Genomic DNA, 25,576 nt, shown 5'->3' with positions numbered 1-25,576 from the left:
TCAGTTTGATCTCCACCACGGTTGGCTTGGGTAAGCTCCCGTATGCAGCACAACCTTCTCACCGATTTTGGGTGTTGCAATGGTGACATTCAGGGCATGTGCAGCCTTGGTGATCCGTTCAATCGGCTCGTTCCAGGCATGATAGGCCAACGTAAATGCGGCCCAATGAATCGGGATGAGCAGCCCTCCTCTTACATCCAAATGAGCCTGTACCGTTTCTTCCGGCATCATATGAATGTTGGACCAACGCTCATCATATTGTCCGCATTCCATCAGGGTCAGGTCAAAGGGTCCATACTTACTGCCGATTTCCTTAAAATGAGGACCGTATCCGCTGTCGCCGCTAAAGAAAACCTTCGTTTCTTGTCCAGCAATAACCCACGAACACCACAGTGTCGAATTGCGGTCCAACAACCCTCTGCCCGAGAAATGCCGCGCCGGCGTGCAGGCTAATGTCAGACCTTTGAAGGATAGCTCATCCCACCACTTATGCTCGGTAATCTGTTCCGAGGGCACACCCAGTTGAATTAGTCTTCGACGCACGCCGAGTGGGACGATAAACCGCTGTGTTTTATTTTTCAATCTGCGGATAGAGGAATAGTCCAGATGATCATAATGGTCATGCGATATAATGATCGCATCCAAAGCTGGAAAGTCCTCGGGTTGAATTGGCAGGTTAGTGCTGTATCGTTTCGTACCCGCCCAAGATACAGGAGATGGACGGTTGCCCAGCATTGGATCAAAGAGCAATCTGTGTCCTTCGATCTCAAGCAAAAAAGCCGAATGACCGAACCATGTTACCTGCGGATGATCGGATACATTTAACGATTCCGCTGGTTCATATTTTTCTACGGGAATGTTACCCGCAGGTCTTCGCTCTATACTTTTCCGCATGGAATCTTTCAACATGCTCACGAGGGAGCTGAAGCTCATACCTGCGGATGTCGGAACCTGATTTTCGTATTTTGTCATTATTCATACCTTCTGTTCTCTATAATCAATCATTCGAGCGATCATTCAATCTTGAGTAAAACAGGAGCAATATTAGCCTTTATATTAAATCATTGCTCGTTTATAATCAATTCGCCTTCGGTTATCTGAATGTAATATTTCAATTAACTTCATTTCAATGGAGCCAATGGACCAATTCGAAAATTAAGGTGGAATTAAGACTCTGTTTTCTCTCCAATAAGATTGGGCATATATGATAGAGAAAATACAGAGAGAGTATGTGAGAGATGATGAAAAAATTTCGCAGAAGATTATTTAAGACGTTTATATTCGGAGCAGTGGCTTTACTTCTCCTTCTGGTTACGGGCTTGATCTATCAACAAGTGAGTACCCGTCAGGATCAGAAAACATTTATTCCGCCTGGCAAGCTCTACAGCATACATGGTGACAATATGCATTTATATACGGGTGGTCAAGGAGATGCAACAGTTGTCCTTGCATCCGGGTGGGGCACAGCTGATCCTTATGTAGACTTTTATCCGCTCTACGAAAAGCTTGCACCCTATACGAAATTCGCGGTTTACGATCGCTTTGGTTATGGTTATAGCGATATGACCGATAAGAAACGCGATGTCGATACCGTGGCAGATGAATTGCACGAGTTATTAGAGGTATCTGGGCAAAAGCCACCATACGTTCTGGTGGGCCACTCCCTCGGTTCGCTGGAAACACTCCGGTTTGCGCAAAAATATCCGGATGAAGTTCAAGGTATTGTCATGTTAGATGGGGGAAGTCCGGAATATTACGCCAATGACACTGACGATATAGCAAGTGTGATTGGTGGCTTCATGAACCAATTCCGGATCAAAACCGGTTTATTTCGGTTGACTTTACAATCTGACGCTGTTGTGGAAGCTTCCAATGCCAATCGCAACGGCCTGAAGTTTGTACCAGATGATCTGAAGAAAATAGATACCACGGCTCTATTGCTTAACTATGGGAATGCCAACACCGTGGATGAGTTGCGTGAAATGACAGCCAATGCCAAGGTTGTCGTCGACAACAAAAAGCCCTTCCCGTTTCCGCTTACCATACTGACAGCAGATTACTTCGGAGCCAGTGAGCCGATATGGGATAAAACCCAAGCTGAATTTACGTCCTGGTCGGAACATTCCAAACATGTGACCGTTAAGGATACCGAGCACTATATTCATCAATATCACCCGGATCTTGTTGCCAATGAAATATTGGAACTGGTCAAGAAGTAGATTGCCTGAACAAACGCTAAACAAACAATACAATTCGTTTCAAAATAAAACCCTAACGATTCTGGTAATCGTCAGGGTTTTTATTTCGTTAGTGCCGTTACTGTGCCAGTGCCATCCTCGGTGTTAGCGATCTGAAATTTACTAATGCCTCTTGGACCTCCGTGGTCGTGAGACCGTGTCGATCAAAATAATGCACGATCTCCCCCAGGTCAGCTCCATCACCGCTGTATATCCGCTCAATCTTTCGAATAATCTCTTGTTGTAATCGCTCCCGTATCCGCAGGCAACTAACAGGTTCACATAGCCAAAAATCAGTTCGTTTGACCTCCCTTATGTCAGTCCATAGCAAATTCTCATATCGAATGACATCCCAATCACGATAACCTGCCTGAATCTGCTGAAGTTCTGTTGAAAACATATCATATATTAGATTGTGCGGTATGTGTCCATACGTTGCCCGATATTGTCTCAGATTGAATCCTTCGATCCATTCTGTCAGCACAAATTTCCCAGGAGCGTACGCATACAGTTCGGGAACATGAAGGTTGTTTTGCAATGACAAGAGCGCCTCACATTCCAATTCTCCATCCACTTTTCCACGAGGCGTATATACCTTAAGGCAGTACTCTTGTAAACGATAAACAACCGACTGCTTTCCCATTAGTGAAGCTTGCATGGTCAGATGACCATTTTTCTCATAACGATCTAGCAATTGTTCAATATTCGCAGGAATTGATTTAACGATTCTCATAAAGACGTCTCCTTGATTATAAAATACACTCTAAAACGTTTTCCTCTATCCGTTATCATTCATTAATCTACTCTCTATATTATCTTTAAAATTCCATATGAACATATACAATTTCACCAGAACATGAACTATTTGCTTCCAACATCGAGATTTATTCTTTTCGACTGGCAGGTTTATTTTCACTCTAATGGATGGAACCCGTTTCATGTCAAGGTACAAAAAAACGATGCCCTCTATTGAAGAGAGAGCATCGTTTCATTTCTTATATGACTTTCAATTAATGCATAGGACCTTGTTGGCCCTGCTGAGCACCGACCTTAACTCGTTTTACGAAGAGTGAAGTGATCAGACCAATGATAGCAAGTACCAGTGCGAAAATAAATGCATTTTGTACACCGGATGTGAAACCTGCCAACTGATTCTCTGGGCTCTCAGGATCCGTCACACCGCTCAAGAAGCGGGTCTGACCTGCGCTCAGTATACTTACCGCAACAGCTGTACCAATAGCTCCGGATACCTGCTGCAATGTATTCATAATCGCCGTTCCGTGAGGATAGAAATCAGGTGGCAATTGATTCAAGCCGTTGGTTTGTGCAGGCATCATGATCATTGAAATCCCGATCATCATGAAGATATGCAGCGTAATAATCTTGCCCAGAGTCGTTGTCGGAGTGATTCCAGTGTACAAGAAGAGTACAACAGTTACGATCGCAAGACCGATAATCACAAGCCACTTCGGACCGAATTTGTCAAACAGACGCCCCATAACCGGGGACAAGAATCCATTCAGCAAGCTGCCCGGCAGCAGAACCAGACCGGCAGTCAGAGCCGTGACCGCCATACCTTGTTGCAGGTACATCGGCAGGATCAGCATGGATGACAACATCATCATCATACAAAGGAAGATCAGAATCAAGCCGACTGTAAACATTGGATATTTAAATGCCCGCAGATCCATCATCGGCTGTTTCATTCTCAATTGACGGATGCTGAACAGCAGCAAAGATAATACTCCAATAACCAGTGTGGCTACAACGATAGGACTGGTCCAGCCACCGCCACTTTCCCCATGTCCTCCTGCACTGCTGAATCCGTACACGATACCACCAAAACCAAGTGTGGAAAGCACAATGGAAAGAACATCAATTTTGGGCTTGGTCAGCTTCGAGATATTCGGTAAGAACAGCAAGCCGCATACCAATGAAATAATGAAGAACGGCAAGGAGATCCAGAAAATCCAGTGCCAGCTCAGATTGGCCAGAATCAGACCCGAGATACTCGGTCCACTTGCTGGTGCAAACATGATAACCAAACCGATCAATCCCATGGCAGCGCCACGCTTTTCAATCGGGAAGATAACCAATATAGTGTTGAACATTAGTGGCAGTAACAGAGCTGTACCTATAGCTTGCAATACCCGCGCCACCAACAGAATTTCAAAGCTCGGTGCAATAGCAGCAACTATCGTTCCTGCAATCGAAAAAATCAGAGAAGTCGTGAACAACTGTCTCGTCGAAAACCATTGTAACAGCATACCGGAAACCGGCACCAAAATACCCAAAACGAGCAAATAACCTGTAGTTAACCACTGAATGGTAGTAGGTCCAACTTCGAGCAAGCCCATAAGCGGTGTCAATGCCACATTTAGTGCCGTTTCACCGAACAGACCAATAAAGCCGCTAAGTAACATGGCGAATAAAATCGGAAATACTTTATATTGTTTTGTTTCTTGTTGATCCTGTACAGAACCAGCCTTCATGGAAGCCTCCACGATCCCATCCTCCTCAAACAATCTGACGATTTCTATTTCTCTTTACGAAGCTTATTGCTTCTCTTTTGCATTCTTCGCCACAACGGACAAATAATCAGCAGCCGTCAGCAAAGGCTGTTTGTCCTGGTTGGTCAGGCTGATAATTAATGCGCCCTCCATTAAGGAAATGACGAGTAGTCCCATCTCTTGTGCTTTCTTTTCACCTATGCCATCCAAAATCAGATGTTTCGTAATGATTTGCTGCCATCCTGCAAACACGTCCTGACAGGCAATTCGCAATTGTTGACTGATGCACGAGGTCTCCACGGCTGCCCAGAAACTAAATGGAAGAAAACCCGTAAAACCTGCCGCCTCCGTTTCAATGGCTAAGTCATGAATAAATTGCTGAATGGCATCCCCCGTATTATCATGAGCAGCAAACACTTCTTCAAACTTCTGCAGAATGTTTTCATTGGCTTTTTGAATGCACTCATGAGCGAGCTCTTCTTTGCCATGTGGGAAATAATGATATAACGAGCCTTTTGGCGTACTGCTCTCCTTAATAATCTGATTTAGACCGGTCGCATGATATCCTTGTGAAAAAAACAGTCTGGCTGCTGTGCTGACGATTAGTTCTCTAGCATTAGACTTTTCACTCAATAAAGCCACATCCTTAAATGAATTATAACAATCGGTCTATATAATTAAAACCGTTTCAAAAAACACTGTCAACCCTTATATTTCGGCCAATATTCGTGATAGCGCTATCAATTCAGTGCACGGAAAGAACAGGAGCGAATTATCCTTGATAACATTTTAAAAACATAATATCCTATTGAAATAGTATGCATTAACCATGATATACTGATCATTACAATAATGAATAGAAAGGTGTTTGCCATGGAAATGCGAATGATCAAGACCTTTCAAACGATTGTAAAGCTCGGGAGCTTTCAACAGGCAGCAGAAGCTTTGCAGTATTCACAACCCGCCATTACACTGCATATGCAGAAACTTGAGGCTGATCTGGGTATGAAATTACTGGATAGAGGCAAAAAGATTAAATTGACGGAAGCGGGGAAAATATTTTACGCCAGAGCCGATCAGCTTCTGAAGGAATACGAGTATTTGACAAATACGATCACCGACATTCAACAGGGACAAGCGGGGTTTGTACGAATTGGAGTATCCGAGCCAACAGCCAGCCATCGGCTTCCTGCTATTCTGTCTTCTTTTGTAAAACAGAATCCGAAGATTAAGCTCAGCGTGCGCATCGGGGACAGCAAGCTTCTTAATGAACTGCTAATTGATGAGCAGCTTGACTTTGCCGTCTGCCCTTCTCCTGAGACGAGTATGGAAACCGAGTTTCAACCGCTGCTTTTTGAACCGATGGCATTGCTGTTGTATGATTCACATCCATTTGCTCAGGGTGATGAAATCCATTTGGCAGATCTGAAAGGACAACAATTTCTGTTCACACCCCCCAATTGCCCGATTCGCATCCGTATTGAGCAGCTATTGGCCGAGAAAATCAACAGCGATTATCAGGGAATCGAAATAAGTAATATCCGGTCTCACAAATATTATGTACAAGCCAAATTAGGCATAACTATTGCTCCGATTGCAACAATCTGCCCAGCCATTCCCGGTACTGTTATCCAAAAAATTGCCGATCTCAAGGTTGGGCCCATTGCAGGCATTTTGCGTAAGCGAAATATACCGCTTGGTTCCGCGAGCGAAAAGCTGATGCTCGACATTCGAGCTGCGCTGCTTCAGAGCAATTTATATGTTCCTGAATTTGAACTCCCTTCCCAGCTGGCTATGCCATAGCATTGACTCACCAGCTGCCATTCTATTTTCAGGATGCAAACTGTTACTTGAGTCTGCCTGCCGTGCGTCCACCATCTACTGTTAATATGCTGCCTGTAATAAATGAAGCCTGGTCAGAGGTCAGATACAATATCGCTTGGGGAGCGTCATCCGGACCTGATGTCCGGCCTAGCGGTGTAATGTTGATCATATGTTCTGTATGCTCCTTCGTCATCACACTAACCTCGCTGCCGGGTGCATAACCCGGCACAACCGCATTTACCCGAATGCGATAGGGGGACAACTCCAGGGCAAAGGTTTTGGTCAGCATCTCGATTCCTACTTTCGAAACCGAATAATTCCCCATGCCGACACCTGCGGTGGAAGCTGCCCCAGAACTTATATTAATGAAGGAACCTTCGACCTCGCTCGCAATCATCTGTTTGGCAAAATGCTGAATAAGCAGAAATGGTGCTGCCAGATTTAGATCCATCGTCTCATTCCAATGTTGAAGCGTCATGTTCATGAGTGTGCGGTATGGATATATTCCCGCATTATTGATGACGATATCCGGCGCTTTCCATTGCTGTTCGACCACTTGAACCAATTCATTAATGGACTTTTCATCCACAAGATTCGTTACATGCCAGTGAACATCCACTCCCTCCTGCTTCAGCTTATCTACTGTATTCCTTAGGGCATCCTCGCGGATATCGGACAAATAAAGGCTTGCGCCTTCGGCGGCGTATGCTTGTGCAATCCATTGGCCAAATACACCTGCCGCTCCGGTAATGACTACCTTTTTCCCTGCAAATGTTCGTTCCGGCATGACTGTCGCTCCTCTATACCATGATGTTCTTGCTGTAAACAGGCTGCTTCACCTTGGGTTAATTCCAAACGAGATTCTTTTCGGCCTCCACGACAAGTCGCTCTGCCTGCTTTATCTCATAGCCAATTCGATTCACCTGACGTATAAGTGATGTTTGGAGTCTGAAAAAGGCTTCACTTCCTTCTTCGGCTACCGCCAGAAGCTCGATGTCTGACAGCGCAGGCACAAGTGAATGACTGCCTGCGGCGTCATGATCATACCGGCTGCCTCGAACATAATTAATGGGAACCAGCCATCTGCTAAGTGACAATATCGTTCGGTTCGCTTCTGTAACAGAAGCATCCGGGAGGGACGAGGAACCTATCCGGTTATAGAAATGATCCGTGGCTTTCTGTAGCTGCTGGACCCTGCTTGTTAAGCGCGAAAGATCAAGCTTGTCTCCGATAAGCTCTCTATAATAGCCCATTCGTTCGGAAAGGGTTCGGATCGCGTGTCTCTGATCAATTGGAATAATGGGAGCAGAGGCAGCATTATAGACGGCAGCTACGTACACTTTGCAATCACGGGCCAGATAATCTCCATCAATTTTATCCAGCGTATCCTCTGTCGTATGCCACCACCAGCCAAACCAGCCCTCAGGCTGATAGGACAGCCCCATAAAAGCAGACGGAAGTCCAGCACCCCAGAAAGACTGATCTCCCGACCTTCCAAACGGAGAACCGCGAAAAGGTTCATCCGTTACGGTGCGTATGGCATCAGCACATAGTGTCCGTGTCTCTGACATTGTATTGGCTGCACCGAGGTGACTCGCTCCCTTGGCGCCCACGGAATCAATATTGATATGCAACACCCCGTTTTCGTGCAAATCTTCCCAATGAAGATCGCTGTATAATGCAGAGCCGGCATATCTGCCGTGGGAATGGCCTGACCAAAATGCGAACCGAACGGAGCGCCGCAGCGTGTTACGATGCAATGATAATACCCGTGCCGTCTCCACCATGACGGCATTGGCGGAGCCGTTATCCATCGCCCCATAATGCCATGAATCCACATGTCCGCTAAACAACACAAAGGATTCTGGTTCTTCCGTCCCCTTTATCTCAGCAATCAAGGTCGGAATGTTCACCCAGTCTGTGCGCACTTCCGCGGTCAACGTAATCTCTACATTCTCTCTTTCTTCCACGGCGATTAAAGACTTGATCTGCTCTCCATCTGAATGGTTGACCGACAGAACCGGAATAGACGGATAGCCATCATCCTCTGGTGTCGGATTTCCCCACACGGAGGAAACGATCATTTCATGCGTGTACGGACCGCTATTGATAAATATGACCGCTACTGCACCCAACTGCTGCAAACGATAAATCGTGGGCCCATTCGCAAGCCCATGAACGACCACCGCATGACCTGTCACTTGATTGGCCCAGTCGGTCTGGTCTATATCCATTAGCTCAATGAATCTCAGAAGTGTGCTCAACTGTTCCGTCTTGGCTGACATGGAGTGCGTAATAGCTGCAAAAGAAATGCCGCCGACCTTAAGTTCTGCTCTGACAGGGATACTGATGTAGGCTTTGTTAAACGTAAGCTCGGTGGTCAACCCAAAATCCTCAAGCTGTTCCTTAATATAATGGAAAGCCCGTAGTTCCTCTTCGGAACCCGACAAACGAATCTCCTTCGCAATCTGTCTGTTATATTCAAGCAGGAGATCACGGTCGATCTCATGCAGTATGGAGTGCACCTCCGACTGTTGCTTCAACTCAGTCATGTCGATTCCCTCTCTCCTCATTGCCTGCAGCAACACCCAGGGCAACCCTTGATTCATCATCACTGCTCTGGTTCAAATAACGGATGGCTGTTTCTCCAAGAACCGATATTCCTGTAACAATCGCTTGCTCATCAAAAATAATGGAATCACTGTGAAGGGGAAGCTCTGAACGGGCATCTTCTTCTGTTATTGTGCCGAGTCGGAATATGGCACCCGGCACAAATTCGAGATACGCACCAAAATCTTCGGCGCCCATGGATGGCTCCTTCAGATACACCACGGCCTCCCGGCCAATAGTATCTTCCGCTGCCTGTTCAATCACATCGACGATATAATCATCGTTTATTACAGGAGAACCGCCGCGGTAGTAATCAAATTCCGCTTTACCACCGAACCCTTCGGCAATGGCCTCAATGAGGCGCTTCATATATACGGGCACAGCTTCACGCGTCTCAGGATTGTGCGTACGAATGGTACCTCTGAGTTGAACCTCCCCAGCGATAACGTTATACGCATTGCTATTGCTTTGCAGTTTCGTAATCGAGATGACGGAAGAATCAAGTGGAGACAGGTTTCGGGATACTACCGTTTGCAACGCAGTTATAATCTGGGCAGCAATGATGACCGGATCGATGGTTCGATGTGGATAGGCAGCATGTCCACCTTTTCCCGTCACTCGAATATCAAAAGCATCTGCCGCTGCCAGCATGGCCCCTTTTCTCAAACCAATCTTGCCAGCAGGCAAATCCGGCCACACGTGGAGCGCAATGATCGCATTCACTTCCGGATTATGCAAAACACCTGCAGCAATCAGATCCGTTGCGCCTCCCTGAACTTCCTCTGCAGGCTGGAATATAAACTTCACTGTTCCCTGAAGCTCATCCCTGTGCTCACTTAATGCCGCTGCTGTTCCAAGAAGAATGGCAGTATGCACATCGTGCCCACAAGCATGCATCACCCCTTCGCGAACGCTGGCAAACGGCAATCCTGTCTGCTCTACGATAGGCAGTGCATCCATATCGGCACGAATTCCAATGGTTCTTCCCTCGCGTCCACCTTTCAAAAGCCCAACAACCCCTGTGCCGCCTACACCCGTCTCTACTTCGAGACCAGCATCCTCCAAAAATTGAGCAACCAGCTTGGCTGTTTCAAACTCCTGGTGACCAAGCTCAGGATTCTGGTGAATATGGCGGCGAAGCCGTATAGCCTCGTCCTTCCACTTTTCGGCTGAACTACGAAAACTCATTGTTTCATTCCTCCTCTATTCATCGTATAAATGACACTGCACTTCACGGTCTGGAGCGACGAATCTTTTCTGTGGAACGACCTGTCGGCATGTCTCCATAACGTATGGGCATCGGGTATGAAAAACACAGCCCGCAGGTGGATGAAGTGGCGATGGAATCTCACCGCTTAATACAACTCTTTCCCTTTTGGCACGGGGATTCGGGATCGGTACCGCAGACAATAATGATTTGGTATAAGGATGCAGAGGATCGGCGAACAAGGCTTCCGCGGGCCCCTGCTCCACCATCTCGCCCAAATACATCACACCAATACGGTCGGCAATATGGCGTACAACGCTAAGGTCATGTGCAATGAATAAATAAGAAATGCCGAGCTCTTCTTGGACCTCTTCCAGCAAATTAATGACTTGGGATTGAATCGATACGTCCAGCGCTGATACGGGTTCATCACATATAATGAGCTTCGGTCCAAGGGCCAACGCTTTGGCGATGCCCAGCCTTTGACGCTGACCACCTGAGAATTCATGGGGAAACCGCTCATAATGTTCTTCACTGAATCCAACTTTGCGCAGCAATGACATGGCTGTTTCCATTCTGTCCCGTTTGTTGCCCTTCTTGTGGATTAATAACGGTTCTTCAATGGAATATCCAATGCGTTTACGAGGGTCCAGCGAGGTGTACGGGTCCTGAAATACCATCTGCATATGCTGCCTGTAGCTTCGCAGTTCTTTTTTGCTTAACCCCAGAATATCCGTGCCCTCATAAAATGCTTCCCCTGATGTTGGCTCAACAAGTCTGAGAATCGACCGACCGAGTGTGCTTTTACCGCAGCCGGATTCGCCCACCAGGCCAAAGGTTTGTCCTGTGTGGATGTCAAAGGATACCCCGTTGACGGCCTTGACTTGCCCCTTGGTTCTGCCAAAAGAAGATCGAACAGGGAAATGTTTGTTCAGATTGCTAACCTGTAGCAGCGGCTTCGACTCAACCAATGATTTCGAGTTCATGTGTCTCCTCCTGAATCGTTGCTATTCCGGGATACCAGCAGCGTACCGAATGGTTTTCGTCCACCTGTTTTAAGGAAGGCGCTGCCCGTAAGCATTGTTCATCCGCATAAGCGCATCTTGGAGCGAATCGGCAGCCTGTTGGAACCTGATGTAGCGCGGGTACCGTTCCCTCAATGACGTGAAGCTTGCTGTGCTGTTCGCCATCAATACGAGGAATGGATTTCATTAAACCTGACGTATACGGATGCTGGGGATTGAAAAATAAATCGTCCACGCTTGCCTCCTCCACGACCTGTCCAAGATACATGACAGCCACTCTTGTACACGTCTCTGCGACTACACCCAGGTCATGTGTAATCAGGATGACACCAAGTCCCGTCTTCGCTTGCAGACTTTCGATTAGCTCCAGGATTTGCGCCTGAATCGTCACATCCAGCGCCGTCGTTGGTTCATCCGCGATAAGCAGTTTCGGATTACAGGCAAGTGCCATGGCAATCATGACCCGCTGTCGCATCCCTCCCGAGATTTCATGCGGACGCTCATCTACCCTCTTTTCCGGTGAGGGGATACCAGTCATACGCAGCAGATCCACGGCAGCAAGACGCGCCTGTCTGCCATTCATGCCTTGATGCAGCCTCAAGCTCTCGGCAATTTGTTTGCCAATCGTCTGAACCGGATTCAGGGAAGACATGGGGTCTTGAAAGATCATGGAGAGTTCATTGCCACGTATGCGTTCCATTTGTCTTTTGGACAAGCTTAAGAGATCGGTACCTTCGTAGAGGACTTCACCCGAGTAATCCACGTAATCTTCGTCAAACAGTCTGAGAATGGATTCGGCGGTTACGCTTTTCCCGCAGCCGGACTCACCTACGATGCCCAACGTCTCCCCGGCAAGGACGTGGAAGGAAACGCCTTCCACCGGGTGAATGGTTCCTTTTTCGGTTGAAATGGACACTTTCAGGTCCTTCACCTCAAGCAGCGGTTGTTTTCCCACGACGTCTCCCCCTTTTCACCTTATTCGCATGTGGGTCGAGCAGATCTCTAAGGCCATCGCCGAACAGGTTCAGACCCAGTACAACGAGCACCAGGAAAATACCCGGGAAAACAGTCATCCACCAAGCGTTGTAAATCACCGTTTTCCCGTCAAAAAGCATATTCCCGAGACTTGGGGACGGGGAAGGAATACCTGCTCCAAGAAAACTTAGAGAAGCTTCCGTCAGGATCGATACGGCAAAAATAAAGCTGGATTGGATAATGAGCGGAGACAGCGTATTGGGCGCCATATGAATCCAGATGATGCGCCAGCTGCTTGCTCCCTGCGCATGCAACGCTTCAATATAAGTTAACTCCCGAATGACCAGCGCCTTGGAACGAATAATCCGGGCCATCGATGGAATGAAGATAATACTTAGGGCGATAATGACATTGCCCGGATTCGGGCCAAGAGCCGCCATGATGGAGATGGCAAGCAAAATGGACGGAAAAGCAAACAAACCATCACAGATGCGCATAAAGATGTGATCCAGCACCGAATAACTTGCAGATAAAAGCCCAACAATCATACCGATCAAAGAAGACACAACCGTAACAGCGAAACCAACCGCAACTGAAATACGCAAACCGTAAACGGCGCGAGTGAATACATCACGTCCAAAGTTATCTGTGCCAAATATGTGCTGCCCGTTGGGGCCTTTGAGTCGATTTACCGGATCAATCTGTAACTGCCCGTATGGTGTAAGCATCGGCCCCATGATTACCAGAAGCACAACTACAAGCAGAATTCCCGCCCCTGTGGTTAACAACTGATTATGCATAAAGCGTCTGAATACGATGCACCTGTTCTTCCTTTTGTGAAGTCCTGACGTAGCGATGGTGGTATCCGGATTGGTTATCAAGTTGTCTCCACCCCCTTCATTTCTTGCTTAATCGAACTCGTGGATCGACCAAACCATACAACAAATCAACGATTAGATTTACAAACACATAAGCTACCGTGACTAGCAGCACAGAGCCCTGAATAACCGAGTAATCTCTTCGACTAATCGAATTGACGATGAGCTGCCCCACTCCCGGAATATTGAATAGCGTTTCTATAACCGCTGCACCAGTAACGAGCCCACCGAACGATTCACCAATAACTGTGAGAATAGGGATGAATGCAACGCGTAACGCATGTGTATATACGATCGTTTTTTCTCTGACACCCTTGGCTTTGGCGGTTTTGATAAAATTGCCGGACATCACATCCAGGATGGAGGATCTTGTCATTCGGGTAATGAGCGCTGCCTGAATGATGCCGAGCACGATGCCAGGGAGCAACAGATACTTGATATGCTGCCATAGCCCCTCACTTAACGGTTGATACCCTGCAACGGGAAGCCAGCGCAGCTTCACGCTAAAGAACATGACCAGCAGTGAACCCAACAGAAAACTCGGAATGGAGATGCCCAGCATGGAGAAACCCATCACCGATTGGTCCACGATGGTCCCTCTTCGCTTGACCGCTGTAATGCCGAGGAACAAGGCAAGAAACACACCAATCACCTGGGCAATGATCGCAAGGGACAATGTAGGCGCCAGTCGTTCAAAAAAAGCCTCTGTCACAGGCTTGTCCAGAAAGATGGACTCCCCCAAATTGCCGGATAACAGCCCCAGCAACCAAATACCGAATTGCTCATAGATCGGTCTGTCCAACCCCAGCTTGCTTCTTAGTTCATCGATATCCGCTTTGCTCGCCTCTTCACCCAGTAGAATCGCAGCGGGATCACCAGGTGTGACATGAATGATAGAGAACACAACGATTGCCACCACAAAAAGGACAGGTATCAAGGACAATAACCGACGAACAATATATCCACCCATATGAGGGCCACCTCACTTTCCAATGGCAAACGGAAAGGCGTATTCCTGTGGAAGCGATGCTACGCCTTTTCATCCGCTGCCTTCCTTTTAACTACTTGTTATTGGTTGTATTCCAGAAGATCGGGCCCAATATGTTCTGGAAACCACTGATATTTTTCGATAGCGCTGTAACCTGTTTGGTATGGCCGATCTGAGAGAATGGAACTTCGGTCCATACAAATTGCTGCAATTCATCAATGAGCGGCCTTGCGGCCTCTACTGAATCGGACGTCCGGATTCCTTGAAGTAGCTCGCTCAGTTTCTCGCTTTTTAGCAGCCCTGCACCGCCTCCCCAAAACGCATACTGGTAGAACGTAGGCCGGAATGCATAACTCATCGGGTAGATATCCCACCCTGTGCCTGTCCCGAGTTTTTCTTGCAATGTAGGCCAATCATAGACATCCAGCTTAACCTTGACGCCAATCGACTCCAGCTCCTGCTGCAAAACAACCGCTACGTTATATTGATCCACATAATCTCTCGTCGTGAAAATTTTGATTTCTTCGCCGTTATAGCCTGCTTCTTGTAGCAATTGCTTTGCTTTATCCGCGTTAGCCTGGCTGTACGATTCCTTACCTGCTTCTGAATACCAATTCGGATATTCGGGTAGAACCAGAGAGGATGTCTTCACATAAAATTGTGGATCACGGAATGCCGATGTTAGTATGTCATCGACATTCTGAACGGCATTGACAGCCTGACGAAGTTTGACGTTCTTGAACAAGCCGTCATTACTGTTATAGAAATATCCAATCATGCCTCCCGGACTGAGAAAGGTTTGCAACTCGGGATTGTCCGCGATCTGCTGTTCATTATCCACAGAGATATTCAGTGCAATGTCATATTCCCCGGAAGTAATCCCGGCAAGGCGGGTTGACTCGTCTGTTACGAATCGGAAGTACAGGTCATCGACCAACGCTTCCTTTTTGCCGCCTGCTCCATCACTCGGCTCGGTCCGGGCGGAGTAATCGTCATATTTTTTCAAATGAATATATTGATCCTGCTTCCACTCCTCCAATTGAAACGGACCTGTACCGATGAATGATTTGATACCTTTATCATCTGCTTCATCAACCACTTCTTTCGGATAAATCGCCGCTGAGGGAATCGGATCAGCAAGAAGTTGCAGTGTTAGCAGAAAAGGTGTTTTCAATTGAAGTACGACAGTATACGGGTCCGTTTCTTTGGCCTCGGCACCCACAAAGTTCGCTTTACCATGACTCGACAGTTTGATCCAGCGATTCAGGGAAGCGACAACGTCCTCCGCTTGCAGTTCCTTGCCATTATGAAACTTCACACCTTGGCGCAGATGGAATGTATAGGATAACTTGTCGTCGCTGATCTCATAGGATTCAGCCAGCAGCGGAATAACCTGTGCATCTTTATCCAACGTTACCAACTGCTCGTAGATCTCGCGTGAAATATCCTTAACCGCTGTATTGGAAGACACATGTGCATCCAGTGTGACCGGTTGTGTTGGATAGCCAATGTTCAGCGTCCCGCCTGTCTTTCCTTCAGCCAATGTCTGCTGTACCGGAGTTTCACCGGTTGTTGAAGAGGCCTGAGTATTCTGCTGGCCTTCACCACCTGAAGCGCAACCTGCAAGAAGCAGGAATGCCAGAATCATCATTAAAGCAGGCTTGGTATGTTTTCTCATCATGTAACCCCTCTCGCTCTCATACATAATGTTAAATCCAATTTCACTGTCCTAAATGATATACAAGTGTTCATGTCGGATTAGTAAAAATTGGTATTTTCAGGCTAAGGGAACAGAGGTCTTTTGTAAAATAAGCAATCGTAATGTGTTGATTCATTTTTTGTAATCTACGAAAAAGCGTGATTCTCTGTACTTCCAACTATTCCGATGGTAATATACAACTTAAATTTCATCCTTTATCTGGAAGGAGTCACGAACATGACAACGATACAACGCTTGGATGCTGCACTTGCGGCACATATCGAGAAGGTTGAACATTATAAACAGGTACAAACCCTGCTTGCCTGGGATGCTCGCACAGGGGCACCTCGAAAGGGCGCATCCTACGCCGCACGAGCCAAAGCAACATTGGCTGGAGAACTATTCAAGTTACAGACCGATGCTGATTTCGGTTTGCGACTAGAGGAAGCAGCACAACAAGAGGACCTTGATGAGCTATCCAAGCGAATTATTGCAGAGCATTGGAAAACGTATAAACGCTGGAGTGCCATTCCGATAGAGGAATATCAGGCATTTGTACAGCAGCAAGGTTTTGCAAACGCCGCTTGGCTGGAAGCCAGGGCTGCCAATGATTTTTCCATTTTCGCTCCGCATTTGAAACAGATCTTTGATGCAAGCTTGAAGTTTGCCGGATACTGGGGATACGAGCAGCATGCATATGACCCACTCGTGCAGCAGTTTGATCCTGACCTGGATAAGGTAACGTTGGATCGCATTTTCAGTGAGCTGAAATCCGCTCTAATACCGCTGATCCGTCGTGTCACCTCTTCCGCTAAACAACCGGACACATCCATATTCAACCATCCCTTCCCACTTGAACAGCAGCGGCAGCTTGGGATCGAGCTGTTACAAGCCATTCGCTACGACTTTGATGCCGGGCAATTCGGTGCAACCGTGCACCCATTCAGTTCTGCCATCAATCCGTACGATGCACGTCTCGCAGCCAAATTTGTTGAAAATGACGTTCGCGTTTCCTTGTGGAGTGCTTTACATGAAGGAGGCCACTCGCTCTATACACAGAATATTGACCCCAACCTGATACATACTGGACTTGGGATCTTCACTTCGTACGGCATTCATGAATCCCAATCGATCTTTTTCGAGAAATTCATTGGCAGACATAAAGGCTTCTGGGAAAACAACTATTTTATTTTGCAAAAAATCAAACCTGAAACGTTTGGCCATGTGAGTTTGGATGACTTTTATTTTGCTTTAAACGCAGTAAAACCAACGTTTAACCGTTTTGAGGCCGATGAACTTACCTACAACCTGCATCTCATTATTCGATATGAGTTGGAGCAAGCCATTATTGCTGGAGAAGTGGATTACGAAGGATTGCCTGAAGCATGGAATGATAAATATGAGGAATATCTGGGGATTCGTCCCCCGACTCATCTGGAAGGCATTTTACAGGATGGACACTGGAGCGCAGGATTTGGATTATTCCCTTCCTATACACTCGGGTTTGTCTATGCAGCACAAATACACAAAGTCATCCGCCGCGAACTTCCCGATTATGATCATTTGATTGAATCAGATCATATTGAGACGATTACCGGATGGCTAACTACTCATATTCATCAATATGGTAAATCAAGATCGGCGGACGAGCTAATCAAGTCCATCACCGGTAAAAGAATTGATACCGCTCCATTGATTCATTACTTAACAGATAAATACGAGCAGCTCTATGAACTGTAATGATTGTGTGATTCTGCACAACAAAAAAAGCGAGAGAAGTTCCTCGCTTTTTTTGTGTATCATTTTTTAAATGGAATGTTGTATGGATTGTTACCTCCTACCAGCTCTACCCATTCAAAATCCTTTTCTTCAAAATACGATTCACTTGCTCCGAGCTGGCCAGCATCAGGATAAGGAAAACAAGTACAACCATCGGGAAAAATCCGATATTGGTTTTCGCAGCGAGAACGCCAAAAAGCGGAGGAAGCAAAGTCGTTCCTGTGTACGCCAGTGCCATTTGGTATCCCATCAATCGGGCAGAATTCGCTTTGCCGAATCGAGTTGGAGTTTCATGCAGAAGTCCGGGATAGATGGGTGCAAGCCCCAATCCAATTAGCATAAATCCAGCCAGTGCAAACGAAATCGATAATGGAAGCAATAAAATGATTCCACCCACAATGGCGGTCACTTGACCCGCCAGAATTAACACTCGATTTTTTATTTTTAACGTGATAAAGCCTGTTATCAATCTGCCTATCGTAATACCACCGTAGTATAAGGAGATCCATCCTGCAGCCGTTTCCGCCGAGATGTTTCTTGCTCCTACCAGATAGCTGGCTCCCCATAAACCGACCGTCGTCTCCACGCCACAATAAAACAGAAATGCAATCAGTGAGTTTTTGACTCCCTTAATCTTCAATACATTCCGTTCGGGTCTGTTCTCACTCTGTACTAACGTGTTGTCCGCTTGCACAAGATCTGATTCGTTGTTCATACTTGCACTCTCCCGACTTGCAGCAACACGCTTCCACAACGGCAACGTGGCAAACAAAATCAGGACGAGACAGCACTGGACGACGGCTACAGCTGTATACCCGCTTCTCCAGGAATGATGTTCCGCAATGTAATACGACATAATGATAGGCCCTGTCGTCGCGCCCACACCCCAGAAACAGTGCAGCCAGTTCATATGGTGTGCCTTGTAGTGCTCTGCTACATAATTATTCAGCGCAGCATCAACGGCTCCAGCTCCAAGACCCAGAGGAATGGCAAGAATGACGAGCCATACCAATGAAGGTGCGAAGGAAAATCCAAGGAGTGCTCCGGCAGTCAGACAACAGCTAATTAACGTAACCTTGCCTGTTCCCCATTTTTGAATAACCGTGCCACTGGCCAAGCTTGAAACGATGGTTCCCGCTGCAACAACCATTGACAGAATTCCTGCTGACCCAAACGAAGCGCCAAGTTCAGGCCACATGACGGGCCAGGCTGAACCTAGTAGGGAGTCCGGAATCCCCAGACTGATAAACGCAAGGTAGATAATGATAAGAAACCAAGTTGCCATAAGTAGATCCCTTCCCTGCATATAAATTAAAAGTAAATGAAACACAATAATGCTGATTAAACTTCTTTATTTATATACTTTATAAAGTTCATTTATTATATTGCGTCAAAAATTTTTCTTTGTCAATAGATCGTATCAGCCAAATTAAAACAGCCGCCGATCTGGATGAGAAACTCCAGATCAGCGGCTGTTTTTCGGATAGGTAGCATTATTCAATGATTAATTGATTAATAGGTGACATAGCCCTCATAGGTAACAGTCCACGTATAGCCTGTCTGACCATCGACTGATTTTAATGTAAGTATTCCCCTGTACGGATCAACATTATAACTTGCTGTCACCGGGATATCACCAAGCGTTGGGAATTGAGATTTGGGTAGAATGGTCTGCCAGGTTATATACTTTTGTGCGTAAGGAACTACTTGTGTACTTTCTGGTAAACTACTTGTTGAAGTTGAAGGTACACTAGCTGCAAAAGATGTAGAGCCTAGCGTGAAACATGCAACGACAGTTAAAAGACCGACCATAAGTTTCTTTTTCATCTTCATCATCCTTTCGTTTTGGAGTACAGTTCTATCATATAAGACAGGCTTCTATTAAAATGTAATATTTGTCATATAGTGAAAATATTTGATGTAAAATGTGTGAACTATTATTTGATTTTTAAGTATATAACTTAGTTGATGTGAACACATACTGATCTTTTCTCTTCTCACATCATCCTACAACATAAGAAAAAGGCGGCTTATCGCCGCCTCCATCTTAACGTGTCTCAAATTACAGGAGCTTTAGCCGATTCAACGGGTCTTTTACCTGCCCACACGTCCTGAACGTAACGGCCCTCCGCCTGGAGCTGATTGAGCCAATCTTTTGCCTCCTGAAGGGTTGCACCTTTCGCCTTCTGGTATGCTTGCCTCAAAGTCTCTTCGACGGCGGGAGCCATTTGGCTTCCGTCACCACATACGTAGATTCTCCCTTTTTCATCAAGCAAATGGAGCAACTGCCCCCACTCCTGATTCATCAGATGCTGCACATACGTTTTGGGCTTATCCTCCACACGTGAAAAAGCTGTGTGCAGCTTGACGATGCCTGCCTGTTCGTATTGTTCAAGTTCTTGACGATATATGAAATCCGAATCATTCCTGCAACCAAAGAACAAATGTGCTTCGCTCAGTGGCAATCCTCTCTCTTTTAGCACAGATCTGGCCTGGAGGAAACCTCTGAACGGTGCAACACCCGTCCCTGGACCCACCATAATAATTGGAACATCCGGCTCTTCTGACAGCTCAAATCCGGGTTCTGGCGTACGTACAAACATCGAAATACTCTCTCCCGTCTGGCAGTCTGCCAGATAGGATGAAGCCACACCACGGATTTCACCGTTGCCGCTCCAAGCAGGCTCTTTCACAACGGACACTGTGATGCTCGCCTGCTTGGCATTAAAGTGTGGAGAGCTGGATATAGAGTAATACCTGGGTTTGAGTGGAGACAGCAGTTCAAGAAATCTTTCGAACGGCAGTTCACAGGCCTCATACTTTTCCAGCAGTTCCAGCATGGTAGTTCTGTTTTCAAGTATATGTTCCCTGTAGTTGTTCTCTTCGAGCATCGCCTCCATCTCACGCTTATGAGGAGGGCATACCGTATGGTTCGCCAGCTCCTGCAACTGCGTTCTTGTAACAGGTGCTTGCAGCTCAACGCAGGAACGGAGCAATTCATTCACTTTGACAGGACGGTTCAGAGGAAGATGTGTCAACTGTGTCTCGTTCGAAGTTAATTGGATCTGAACGTCCCCTTTTAATCCGAAACGGTGCAGGATGCGATTCACGATTTCATCTGCATTTAGGGGCAATACGCCAAGATGATCGCCTTCTTTATAGGTCATGCCTTCAGGCAGCAGCATCTCAATATGACGTGTACTCCGCCCACTATCCATGGCCTGAAGCTCTTCATTTACCACTATAGTGGCATAGCTGGCATTGTAGGTTCGTGCAAGTGGCAGATCGGCTTTCTCGGGAACAAATTCCATTTGAATTGTACTTCGTGAGGAGTGCTCCATAGATTCCTCGCTAATCCCCAACGCTTTTAACATTTGGGGCCACAACATCCGCTGCCAGTCTTCCACTTGTTTCTCCATATCCCCGCCTGCATCGGCTTCTCCCCGAGGTAACAGCCTGTTGCCTCCCAAGCTCACAAGCTTCTCATCGACCAATCGAGGAATGCTCTGGTAGGTACTGGACCAGCTCCGATCCCCGCAGCCCAGAACTGCATAGGTTACACCTTGCACCTTCTCTGACTCGGCTTCCTTTAACCACTCGATAAATGCCGCTGCATTTTGCGGAGGTTTACCATTGTACGAAGCTGTCACGATGAGAACGATCCCCTCTTTGGGCAGACGGCCAATCCATTCATTCAATGTTGCGGCTTCGCTTGGAATTCCATAGGAACAGGCTTTCTCTGCAAAAGCTCTGGCAATGCCTTCTGCCGTCCCCAGGTTGGAGCCGTATAGAACCAGTATGGTTGGATTGGCATTTACGGAAGTCGTCATCGATTCCTTCATAGCACTATGACCAGCTACATTTGTATGCATACCCTGATCCTGATTCGGCTTTTCAACCGAGTGAGCAACAGATGTACTCAGTTTCGGTGAAACGGTCCGTGCTCTCACCTGTATTCGAAAATCGCCTGGTTTTAACGTTAACGTTTGTTTCACATCCAACTGATAGTTGCTATAGTCTACCAGTTCAAAATGTTTAAGTACCATACCGAGTACAAGGGTTGCTTCATATAAAGCAAACTGCATGCCGATACACGCTCTCTCCCCATTGCCAAACGGTTTATACGCATGGTGAGGAACTTGAGTCGTATCTTCAAAACGTTCCGGGCGGAAAAGCTCTGCATCCTCTCCCCAGGCGCCTTTGTCACGGTGAAGCTGAGGCAGAAGAATACTGCAACTCTCCCCTTTTTTCAGTGGATATTTGCCACCTATGACGGTGTCTTCTTTGGCATAGACGTCAAATCCCGGGGCGGTTGGCCATAGACGTAGCGATTCGCTAAGAATCATGCGGATATAAGGAAGCTGAAGGATTTCTTCGTACTGTGGTGAGTCACTCACCAATACCCGGTCTACCTCATCATAGGCCTTTTGAAGTGCTTCTGGATTGTTCAGCAAAAAATAAAGGGCAAATGATAACAAACCACTCGTCGTTTCATGTCCGGCAATGAGGAACGTAATAATCTGATACCGAATGTTCTCATCGTCCAGCGTTTCTCCGGTTGCCGGATCTTTGCCATTCAGCATACGAGCGAGCAAGTCAACCTCTTCAGGAGCAGCACTTGCTTTACGTTCCTCAATAATCTGATCAACTAATGAGAACATCGTTTGGATGTCTTCCTCGAACTGTCGTTTGGTTTTCACCATTAGCAGATTTTGGATTTTCAAACGCGAGCTTTTCTGCATAGCTTCATTTAATGCACGGACCATACTTTCGATAAAAGGACTGTGGTCCTGTCTGTAAAAGCTGTTAAATCGATAATTGAAACCGCATAGTCCAATAGTATCCAACGTAAGTCGTGTCATGTCGTCTGCTACATCAATGGTGTCGTTGGAATTCAAACGTGCCCATTTGTTTATCAATTGTTCGGCTATGTCGACCATCATCGGATGATAACCCTTCATCGCCTGTTTACTAAAGGTGGGAAGCAAAATATTATGTGCCTTTTTCCAGTTCGGCTCGGATGTTCTGCTTGTAAATAAACCATCACCGCCAAAGGCACGTACATTTTCGAGTTCATTGTATACAAATTTATCAAAACGAGACACGTCACATAACTCAGCCACCAAATCTGGGCCAGATACAATCAATCCGGAATAACCAGGAACGGTCAGTCGATATATCGGTCCATATTCCTCAGCAAGCTGTCCAAGGGACAATGTTGGTTTCTCTTTATCAATCAAGGGCAGATTCCCGAGCGGTCCGTACATTTTGGGCTGTGGAACGTTAGTTGCAATGCTCATTTTAAACACCCTCTCCCAGAGTTTAAAATGATAGTATTATCTATCATTTGATACAATAATAAACCGTTAACGGATGAAAATCAAATATTGGGCTTATGCCAATAACGGACGGAACTAGTCCAACTTAGTGACAGAGAAGACCTAGTAAAAGATCTACTAAACACAAAAAAGGAATCGCGTTTGCAATCCCCTTTTTGATCTGATCTATTTTGTTGACTTATCGTTTGTGCAAAGTACTGGACAAGAAACCGTACATCGTTATTCTACGGGTTTAAATGTTTACCGCGCTCATCCCAAGCTTCCATATTAAGCTCACTGTTAATCGTTACAGCGGTTAATGCACCAAGGGATGCCGCAGTAATGGCCTGGTACAACTCCGATGCTGCATCTCCAGCGCTGAACACACCCGTTACGGTCGTTTTGCCGAAATCATCTACAACGACCGTACCCGCATCCGTAACCTCACAGCCTATCGTCTGCGGAAGTTCTGATCCAGCCGTTAGTTTCGGTCCAAAGAAAATCCCTGTGCACGAGATTTCGGTACCATCTTCTAACACCACTTGCTGCACCATACCATCGCTTGATTCAATAGATTGAATTGGAGAGTCCCATACCGGGACACCATGCTGCTTCAATTCCTCCCTCTGCTCATCCGTTAATTCATCAGGTCCATTCGTGCAAATGGTAAACTCGCTTGTCCAGCCCGAGATCGTCTTGGCCATATGAAATGCCTTGGCTCCATTCACAATGATGACAAGCCGTTGATCTCTTAATTCCCATCCATCGCAATAAGGGCAGACAAAAGCACTCTTGCCATATACCTCTTTCAACCCGTTAATATCCAGTGGGAGGTCTTTTTTCCCCACTGCAAACAAAATTTTCTTCGTGCGATAGACGACTCCTTGGGCCGTTGTAACTTGAAAATCACCATCTGTTCCTGTCACTGAAGTCGCTGTGTCCCCTACAAAATGAACAGACGGGTAAGCGCTAATCTGTTCTTTCGCAACCTTCCGAAATTCACGTGGACTTGCTCCATCTCTCGTCAGAAAACCGTGCGTTTCACGCGTAACCCAATTGCGCGGGCGTTCATCATCTATGACCACAACATGTTTGCGAGCTCGTCCTAGTACAAGTGCAGCATTAAGACCCGCTGGTCCTCCGCCTATAATTAATACATCCATCTTTTGATCCATATTTAACACCCTTTCCAGATATTCAATGTCCTTTATCGTTACAAAAAAAAGCCTATACTGATTATACCTTGCCGCTTGCAGCTATTCTCTAATAGCAAAAAACGTAAGAGGAGATCACTCTATTTCTTTAAAGATCTCTTATGTCTACAATAAACAAAACAAACTCAACATGCAAGAAAATATTCTTTTCTTGTTATCGCTGCTATTTGGTTTCAATGACCTGTATCACAGAAAATCATTTTTAACAATTAAAAAAAACCGTGTTTTTAAATTGTTCACAATCAAATGACATTATTTTAAAACCTAAATCGTTAATTAATTCACATAGTGTATTGGATGCTATAATAAGACCACGAGATATATAAGAATAGATATAGGAAGTGAGTTCTTGAAAACATTGAATAAAGGGTCACGGCCCGAAATCAGCCTGGAGTATACTAGCTCGATTCCGAAAGTATTCTTTGATACGATCAAGATCGGAATTATCAAATCCAATCTGATCGCCATGTTTGCCGGTTTAAGTTTGGCTTTGTATGTATTTGATGCATCCATTTTAGCTAATATTGTACCCATTATCCTCTCTGTCATCGGGTCTTCCCTGATTATCGGAGCGGCAGGGGTGTTTAACAATTTGTATGATCGGGATATCGATGCGATCATGGAACGCACCAAAACACGTCCGACGGTAACTGGTCGTGTAGATACCAAAACAGGTTTGATCCTCGGTATTGCCATTACGATTATCGGGGGCATCATGTTGTATATCGCTTCCCCTTCGGCTGCCGTATTCGGCATATTGGGACTGTTGTTGTACGTGTTCCCTTATACGATGTGGACCAAGCGGACAACGGTATACAATACGGAAGTAGGAAGTCTTTCAGGCGCTGTTCCTCCACTCATTGGTTGGGCAGCCATTTCGCCAGAACTGGGTCATTATGAAATTTGGGCTTTGGTTGTTACCATGCTGTTGTGGCAGATGCCTCACTTCTATGGCATTGCCATCCGGAGATTTGACGAATACAAAGCGGCTGGCGTTCCCATGCTTCCTGTTGTAAAAGGAATCAGACGGACATACATCCAGACAAATGTTTATCTGGTATTGTTGTTATTCTCCAGCTTCTTGTTCTGGCCGCTGAGCCCGTTCATTGCCATTGTTGCGTTTCTGGTAAGTTTGGCATGGCTTATTCTTAGTGTGGCAACTTTCGATAAGAAAGAAACCAAGAAATGGTCACATAAAATGTTTATTTTCTCCATTAACCACATCACGATTATCTTCCTGGTTATCATTGCGTATTCATTGATTGCACAGCTGATCAAATAAAGATTGACCCAATTAGGAATAATAAAGCCG

Annotated in this window: 20 protein-coding genes; 4 read left to right on the top strand and 16 right to left on the bottom strand. The window is 46.1% G+C overall.

Annotated features, from left to right (window positions below):
- Window positions 1–972 carry an MBL fold metallo-hydrolase gene (locus PTQ21_RS19170; RefSeq protein ID WP_274566749.1) on the bottom strand — a complete coding sequence of 324 codons (972 nt, stop codon included), beginning with the start codon at window positions 970–972 and terminating at the stop codon, window positions 1–3.
- Window positions 973–1,238: 266 nt separating this feature from the next.
- On the opposite strand from PTQ21_RS19170, the gene PTQ21_RS19165 reads away from it, so the two are divergent.
- Window positions 1,239–2,219: an alpha/beta fold hydrolase gene (locus PTQ21_RS19165; RefSeq protein WP_240321308.1), complete on the top strand. Its 981-nt coding sequence runs from the start codon at window positions 1,239–1,241 to the stop codon at window positions 2,217–2,219.
- Between the two features lie 97 nt (window positions 2,220–2,316).
- On the opposite strand, the gene PTQ21_RS19160 is transcribed toward PTQ21_RS19165, so the two are convergent.
- From PTQ21_RS19160 to PTQ21_RS19150, 3 genes are all read right to left on the bottom strand, one after another.
- Window positions 2,317–2,970 (bottom strand): protein kinase family protein, encoded by a 654-nt coding sequence (locus PTQ21_RS19160; protein ID WP_274566747.1) that lies wholly within the window; start codon window positions 2,968–2,970, stop codon window positions 2,317–2,319.
- Window positions 2,971–3,247: 277 nt separating this feature from the next.
- Window positions 3,248–4,729 carry a DHA2 family efflux MFS transporter permease subunit gene (locus PTQ21_RS19155; RefSeq protein ID WP_090807450.1) on the bottom strand — a complete coding sequence of 494 codons (1,482 nt, stop codon included), beginning with the start codon at window positions 4,727–4,729 and terminating at the stop codon, window positions 3,248–3,250.
- Between the two features lie 63 nt (window positions 4,730–4,792).
- Window positions 4,793–5,380, bottom strand: coding sequence for a TetR/AcrR family transcriptional regulator (locus tag PTQ21_RS19150; RefSeq protein ID WP_063563558.1), 588 nt, complete (start codon window positions 5,378–5,380; stop codon window positions 4,793–4,795).
- A 219-nt stretch (window positions 5,381–5,599) separates the two neighbouring features.
- On the opposite strand from PTQ21_RS19150, the gene PTQ21_RS19145 reads away from it, so the two are divergent.
- On the top strand, window positions 5,600–6,550 hold the full coding sequence (locus PTQ21_RS19145) for a LysR family transcriptional regulator (RefSeq protein ID WP_274566746.1): 951 nt from the start codon (window positions 5,600–5,602) through the stop codon (window positions 6,548–6,550).
- Between the two features lie 43 nt (window positions 6,551–6,593).
- Here PTQ21_RS19145 and PTQ21_RS19140 read toward each other — a convergent pair whose 3' ends face one another.
- The 8 genes from PTQ21_RS19140 to PTQ21_RS19105 all read right to left on the bottom strand — a co-directional run bounded on the left by PTQ21_RS19140 (window position 6,594) and on the right by PTQ21_RS19105 (window position 15,935).
- Window positions 6,594–7,358 (bottom strand): SDR family NAD(P)-dependent oxidoreductase, encoded by a 765-nt coding sequence (locus PTQ21_RS19140; protein WP_274566744.1) that lies wholly within the window; start codon window positions 7,356–7,358, stop codon window positions 6,594–6,596.
- A 58-nt stretch (window positions 7,359–7,416) separates the two neighbouring features.
- Window positions 7,417–9,123 (bottom strand): M28 family peptidase, encoded by a 1,707-nt coding sequence (locus PTQ21_RS19135; RefSeq protein WP_274566743.1) that lies wholly within the window; start codon window positions 9,121–9,123, stop codon window positions 7,417–7,419.
- The gene (locus PTQ21_RS19130; RefSeq protein ID WP_079694384.1) at window positions 9,116–10,369 is read right to left on the bottom strand and encodes a M20 metallopeptidase family protein; all 1,254 of its coding nucleotides are present in this window, start codon (window positions 10,367–10,369) and stop codon (window positions 9,116–9,118) included. Before PTQ21_RS19130 ends, PTQ21_RS19135 begins: the two co-directional genes overlap by 8 nt.
- A 15-nt stretch (window positions 10,370–10,384) precedes the next feature.
- On the bottom strand, window positions 10,385–11,374 hold the full coding sequence (locus PTQ21_RS19125; protein ID WP_063563553.1) for an ABC transporter ATP-binding protein: 990 nt from the start codon (window positions 11,372–11,374) through the stop codon (window positions 10,385–10,387).
- Window positions 11,352–12,368 (bottom strand): ABC transporter ATP-binding protein, encoded by a 1,017-nt coding sequence (locus tag PTQ21_RS19120; RefSeq protein ID WP_274566742.1) that lies wholly within the window; start codon window positions 12,366–12,368, stop codon window positions 11,352–11,354. The genes PTQ21_RS19125 and PTQ21_RS19120 overlap by 23 nt, the downstream gene beginning before the upstream one ends.
- The gene (locus PTQ21_RS19115; RefSeq protein ID WP_274570530.1) at window positions 12,346–13,266 is read right to left on the bottom strand and encodes an ABC transporter permease; all 921 of its coding nucleotides are present in this window, start codon (window positions 13,264–13,266) and stop codon (window positions 12,346–12,348) included. Before PTQ21_RS19115 ends, PTQ21_RS19120 begins: the two co-directional genes overlap by 23 nt.
- 19 nt (window positions 13,267–13,285) lie before the next feature.
- A complete protein-coding gene (locus tag PTQ21_RS19110) occupies window positions 13,286–14,236 on the bottom strand; it encodes an ABC transporter permease (protein WP_079694385.1) in 951 nt (316 codons plus the stop codon).
- A gap of 91 nt (window positions 14,237–14,327) precedes the next feature.
- Window positions 14,328–15,935 carry an ABC transporter substrate-binding protein gene (locus PTQ21_RS19105; RefSeq protein WP_274566741.1) on the bottom strand — a complete coding sequence of 536 codons (1,608 nt, stop codon included), beginning with the start codon at window positions 15,933–15,935 and terminating at the stop codon, window positions 14,328–14,330.
- Between the two features lie 255 nt (window positions 15,936–16,190).
- Here PTQ21_RS19105 and PTQ21_RS19100 point away from each other — a divergent pair, with 255 nt between their 5' ends.
- The gene (locus PTQ21_RS19100; RefSeq protein WP_274566740.1) at window positions 16,191–17,693 is read left to right on the top strand and encodes a carboxypeptidase M32; all 1,503 of its coding nucleotides are present in this window, start codon (window positions 16,191–16,193) and stop codon (window positions 17,691–17,693) included.
- 106 nt (window positions 17,694–17,799) lie between these two features.
- On the opposite strand, the gene PTQ21_RS19095 is transcribed toward PTQ21_RS19100, so the two are convergent.
- The 4 genes from PTQ21_RS19095 to PTQ21_RS19080 all read right to left on the bottom strand — a co-directional run bounded on the left by PTQ21_RS19095 (window position 17,800) and on the right by PTQ21_RS19080 (window position 24,225).
- Window positions 17,800–19,017 carry an MFS transporter gene (locus PTQ21_RS19095; protein ID WP_072732667.1) on the bottom strand — a complete coding sequence of 406 codons (1,218 nt, stop codon included), beginning with the start codon at window positions 19,015–19,017 and terminating at the stop codon, window positions 17,800–17,802.
- A gap of 227 nt (window positions 19,018–19,244) precedes the next feature.
- Window positions 19,245–19,559 carry a hypothetical protein gene (locus PTQ21_RS19090; RefSeq protein ID WP_063563548.1) on the bottom strand — a complete coding sequence of 105 codons (315 nt, stop codon included), beginning with the start codon at window positions 19,557–19,559 and terminating at the stop codon, window positions 19,245–19,247.
- 230 nt (window positions 19,560–19,789) lie between these two features.
- Window positions 19,790–23,032 carry a bifunctional cytochrome P450/NADPH--P450 reductase gene (locus tag PTQ21_RS19085; protein ID WP_274566738.1) on the bottom strand — a complete coding sequence of 1,081 codons (3,243 nt, stop codon included), beginning with the start codon at window positions 23,030–23,032 and terminating at the stop codon, window positions 19,790–19,792.
- A gap of 263 nt (window positions 23,033–23,295) precedes the next feature.
- Window positions 23,296–24,225 carry an NAD(P)/FAD-dependent oxidoreductase gene (locus PTQ21_RS19080; RefSeq protein ID WP_072732665.1) on the bottom strand — a complete coding sequence of 310 codons (930 nt, stop codon included), beginning with the start codon at window positions 24,223–24,225 and terminating at the stop codon, window positions 23,296–23,298.
- A 388-nt stretch (window positions 24,226–24,613) separates the two neighbouring features.
- Between PTQ21_RS19080 and cyoE the strand changes: the two genes are divergently transcribed.
- Window positions 24,614–25,546 (top strand): heme o synthase, encoded by a 933-nt coding sequence (gene cyoE / locus PTQ21_RS19075; protein ID WP_063563545.1) that lies wholly within the window; start codon window positions 24,614–24,616, stop codon window positions 25,544–25,546.
- The last annotated feature ends 30 nt before the right edge of the window (window positions 25,547–25,576 follow it).

The organism is Paenibacillus marchantiae, assembly GCF_028771845.1.
In the GTDB taxonomy this organism is placed as follows: Bacteria; Bacillota; Bacilli; order Paenibacillales; family Paenibacillaceae; genus Paenibacillus; species Paenibacillus marchantiae.
This window is presented reverse-complemented; position numbering and strand designations above follow the sequence as displayed.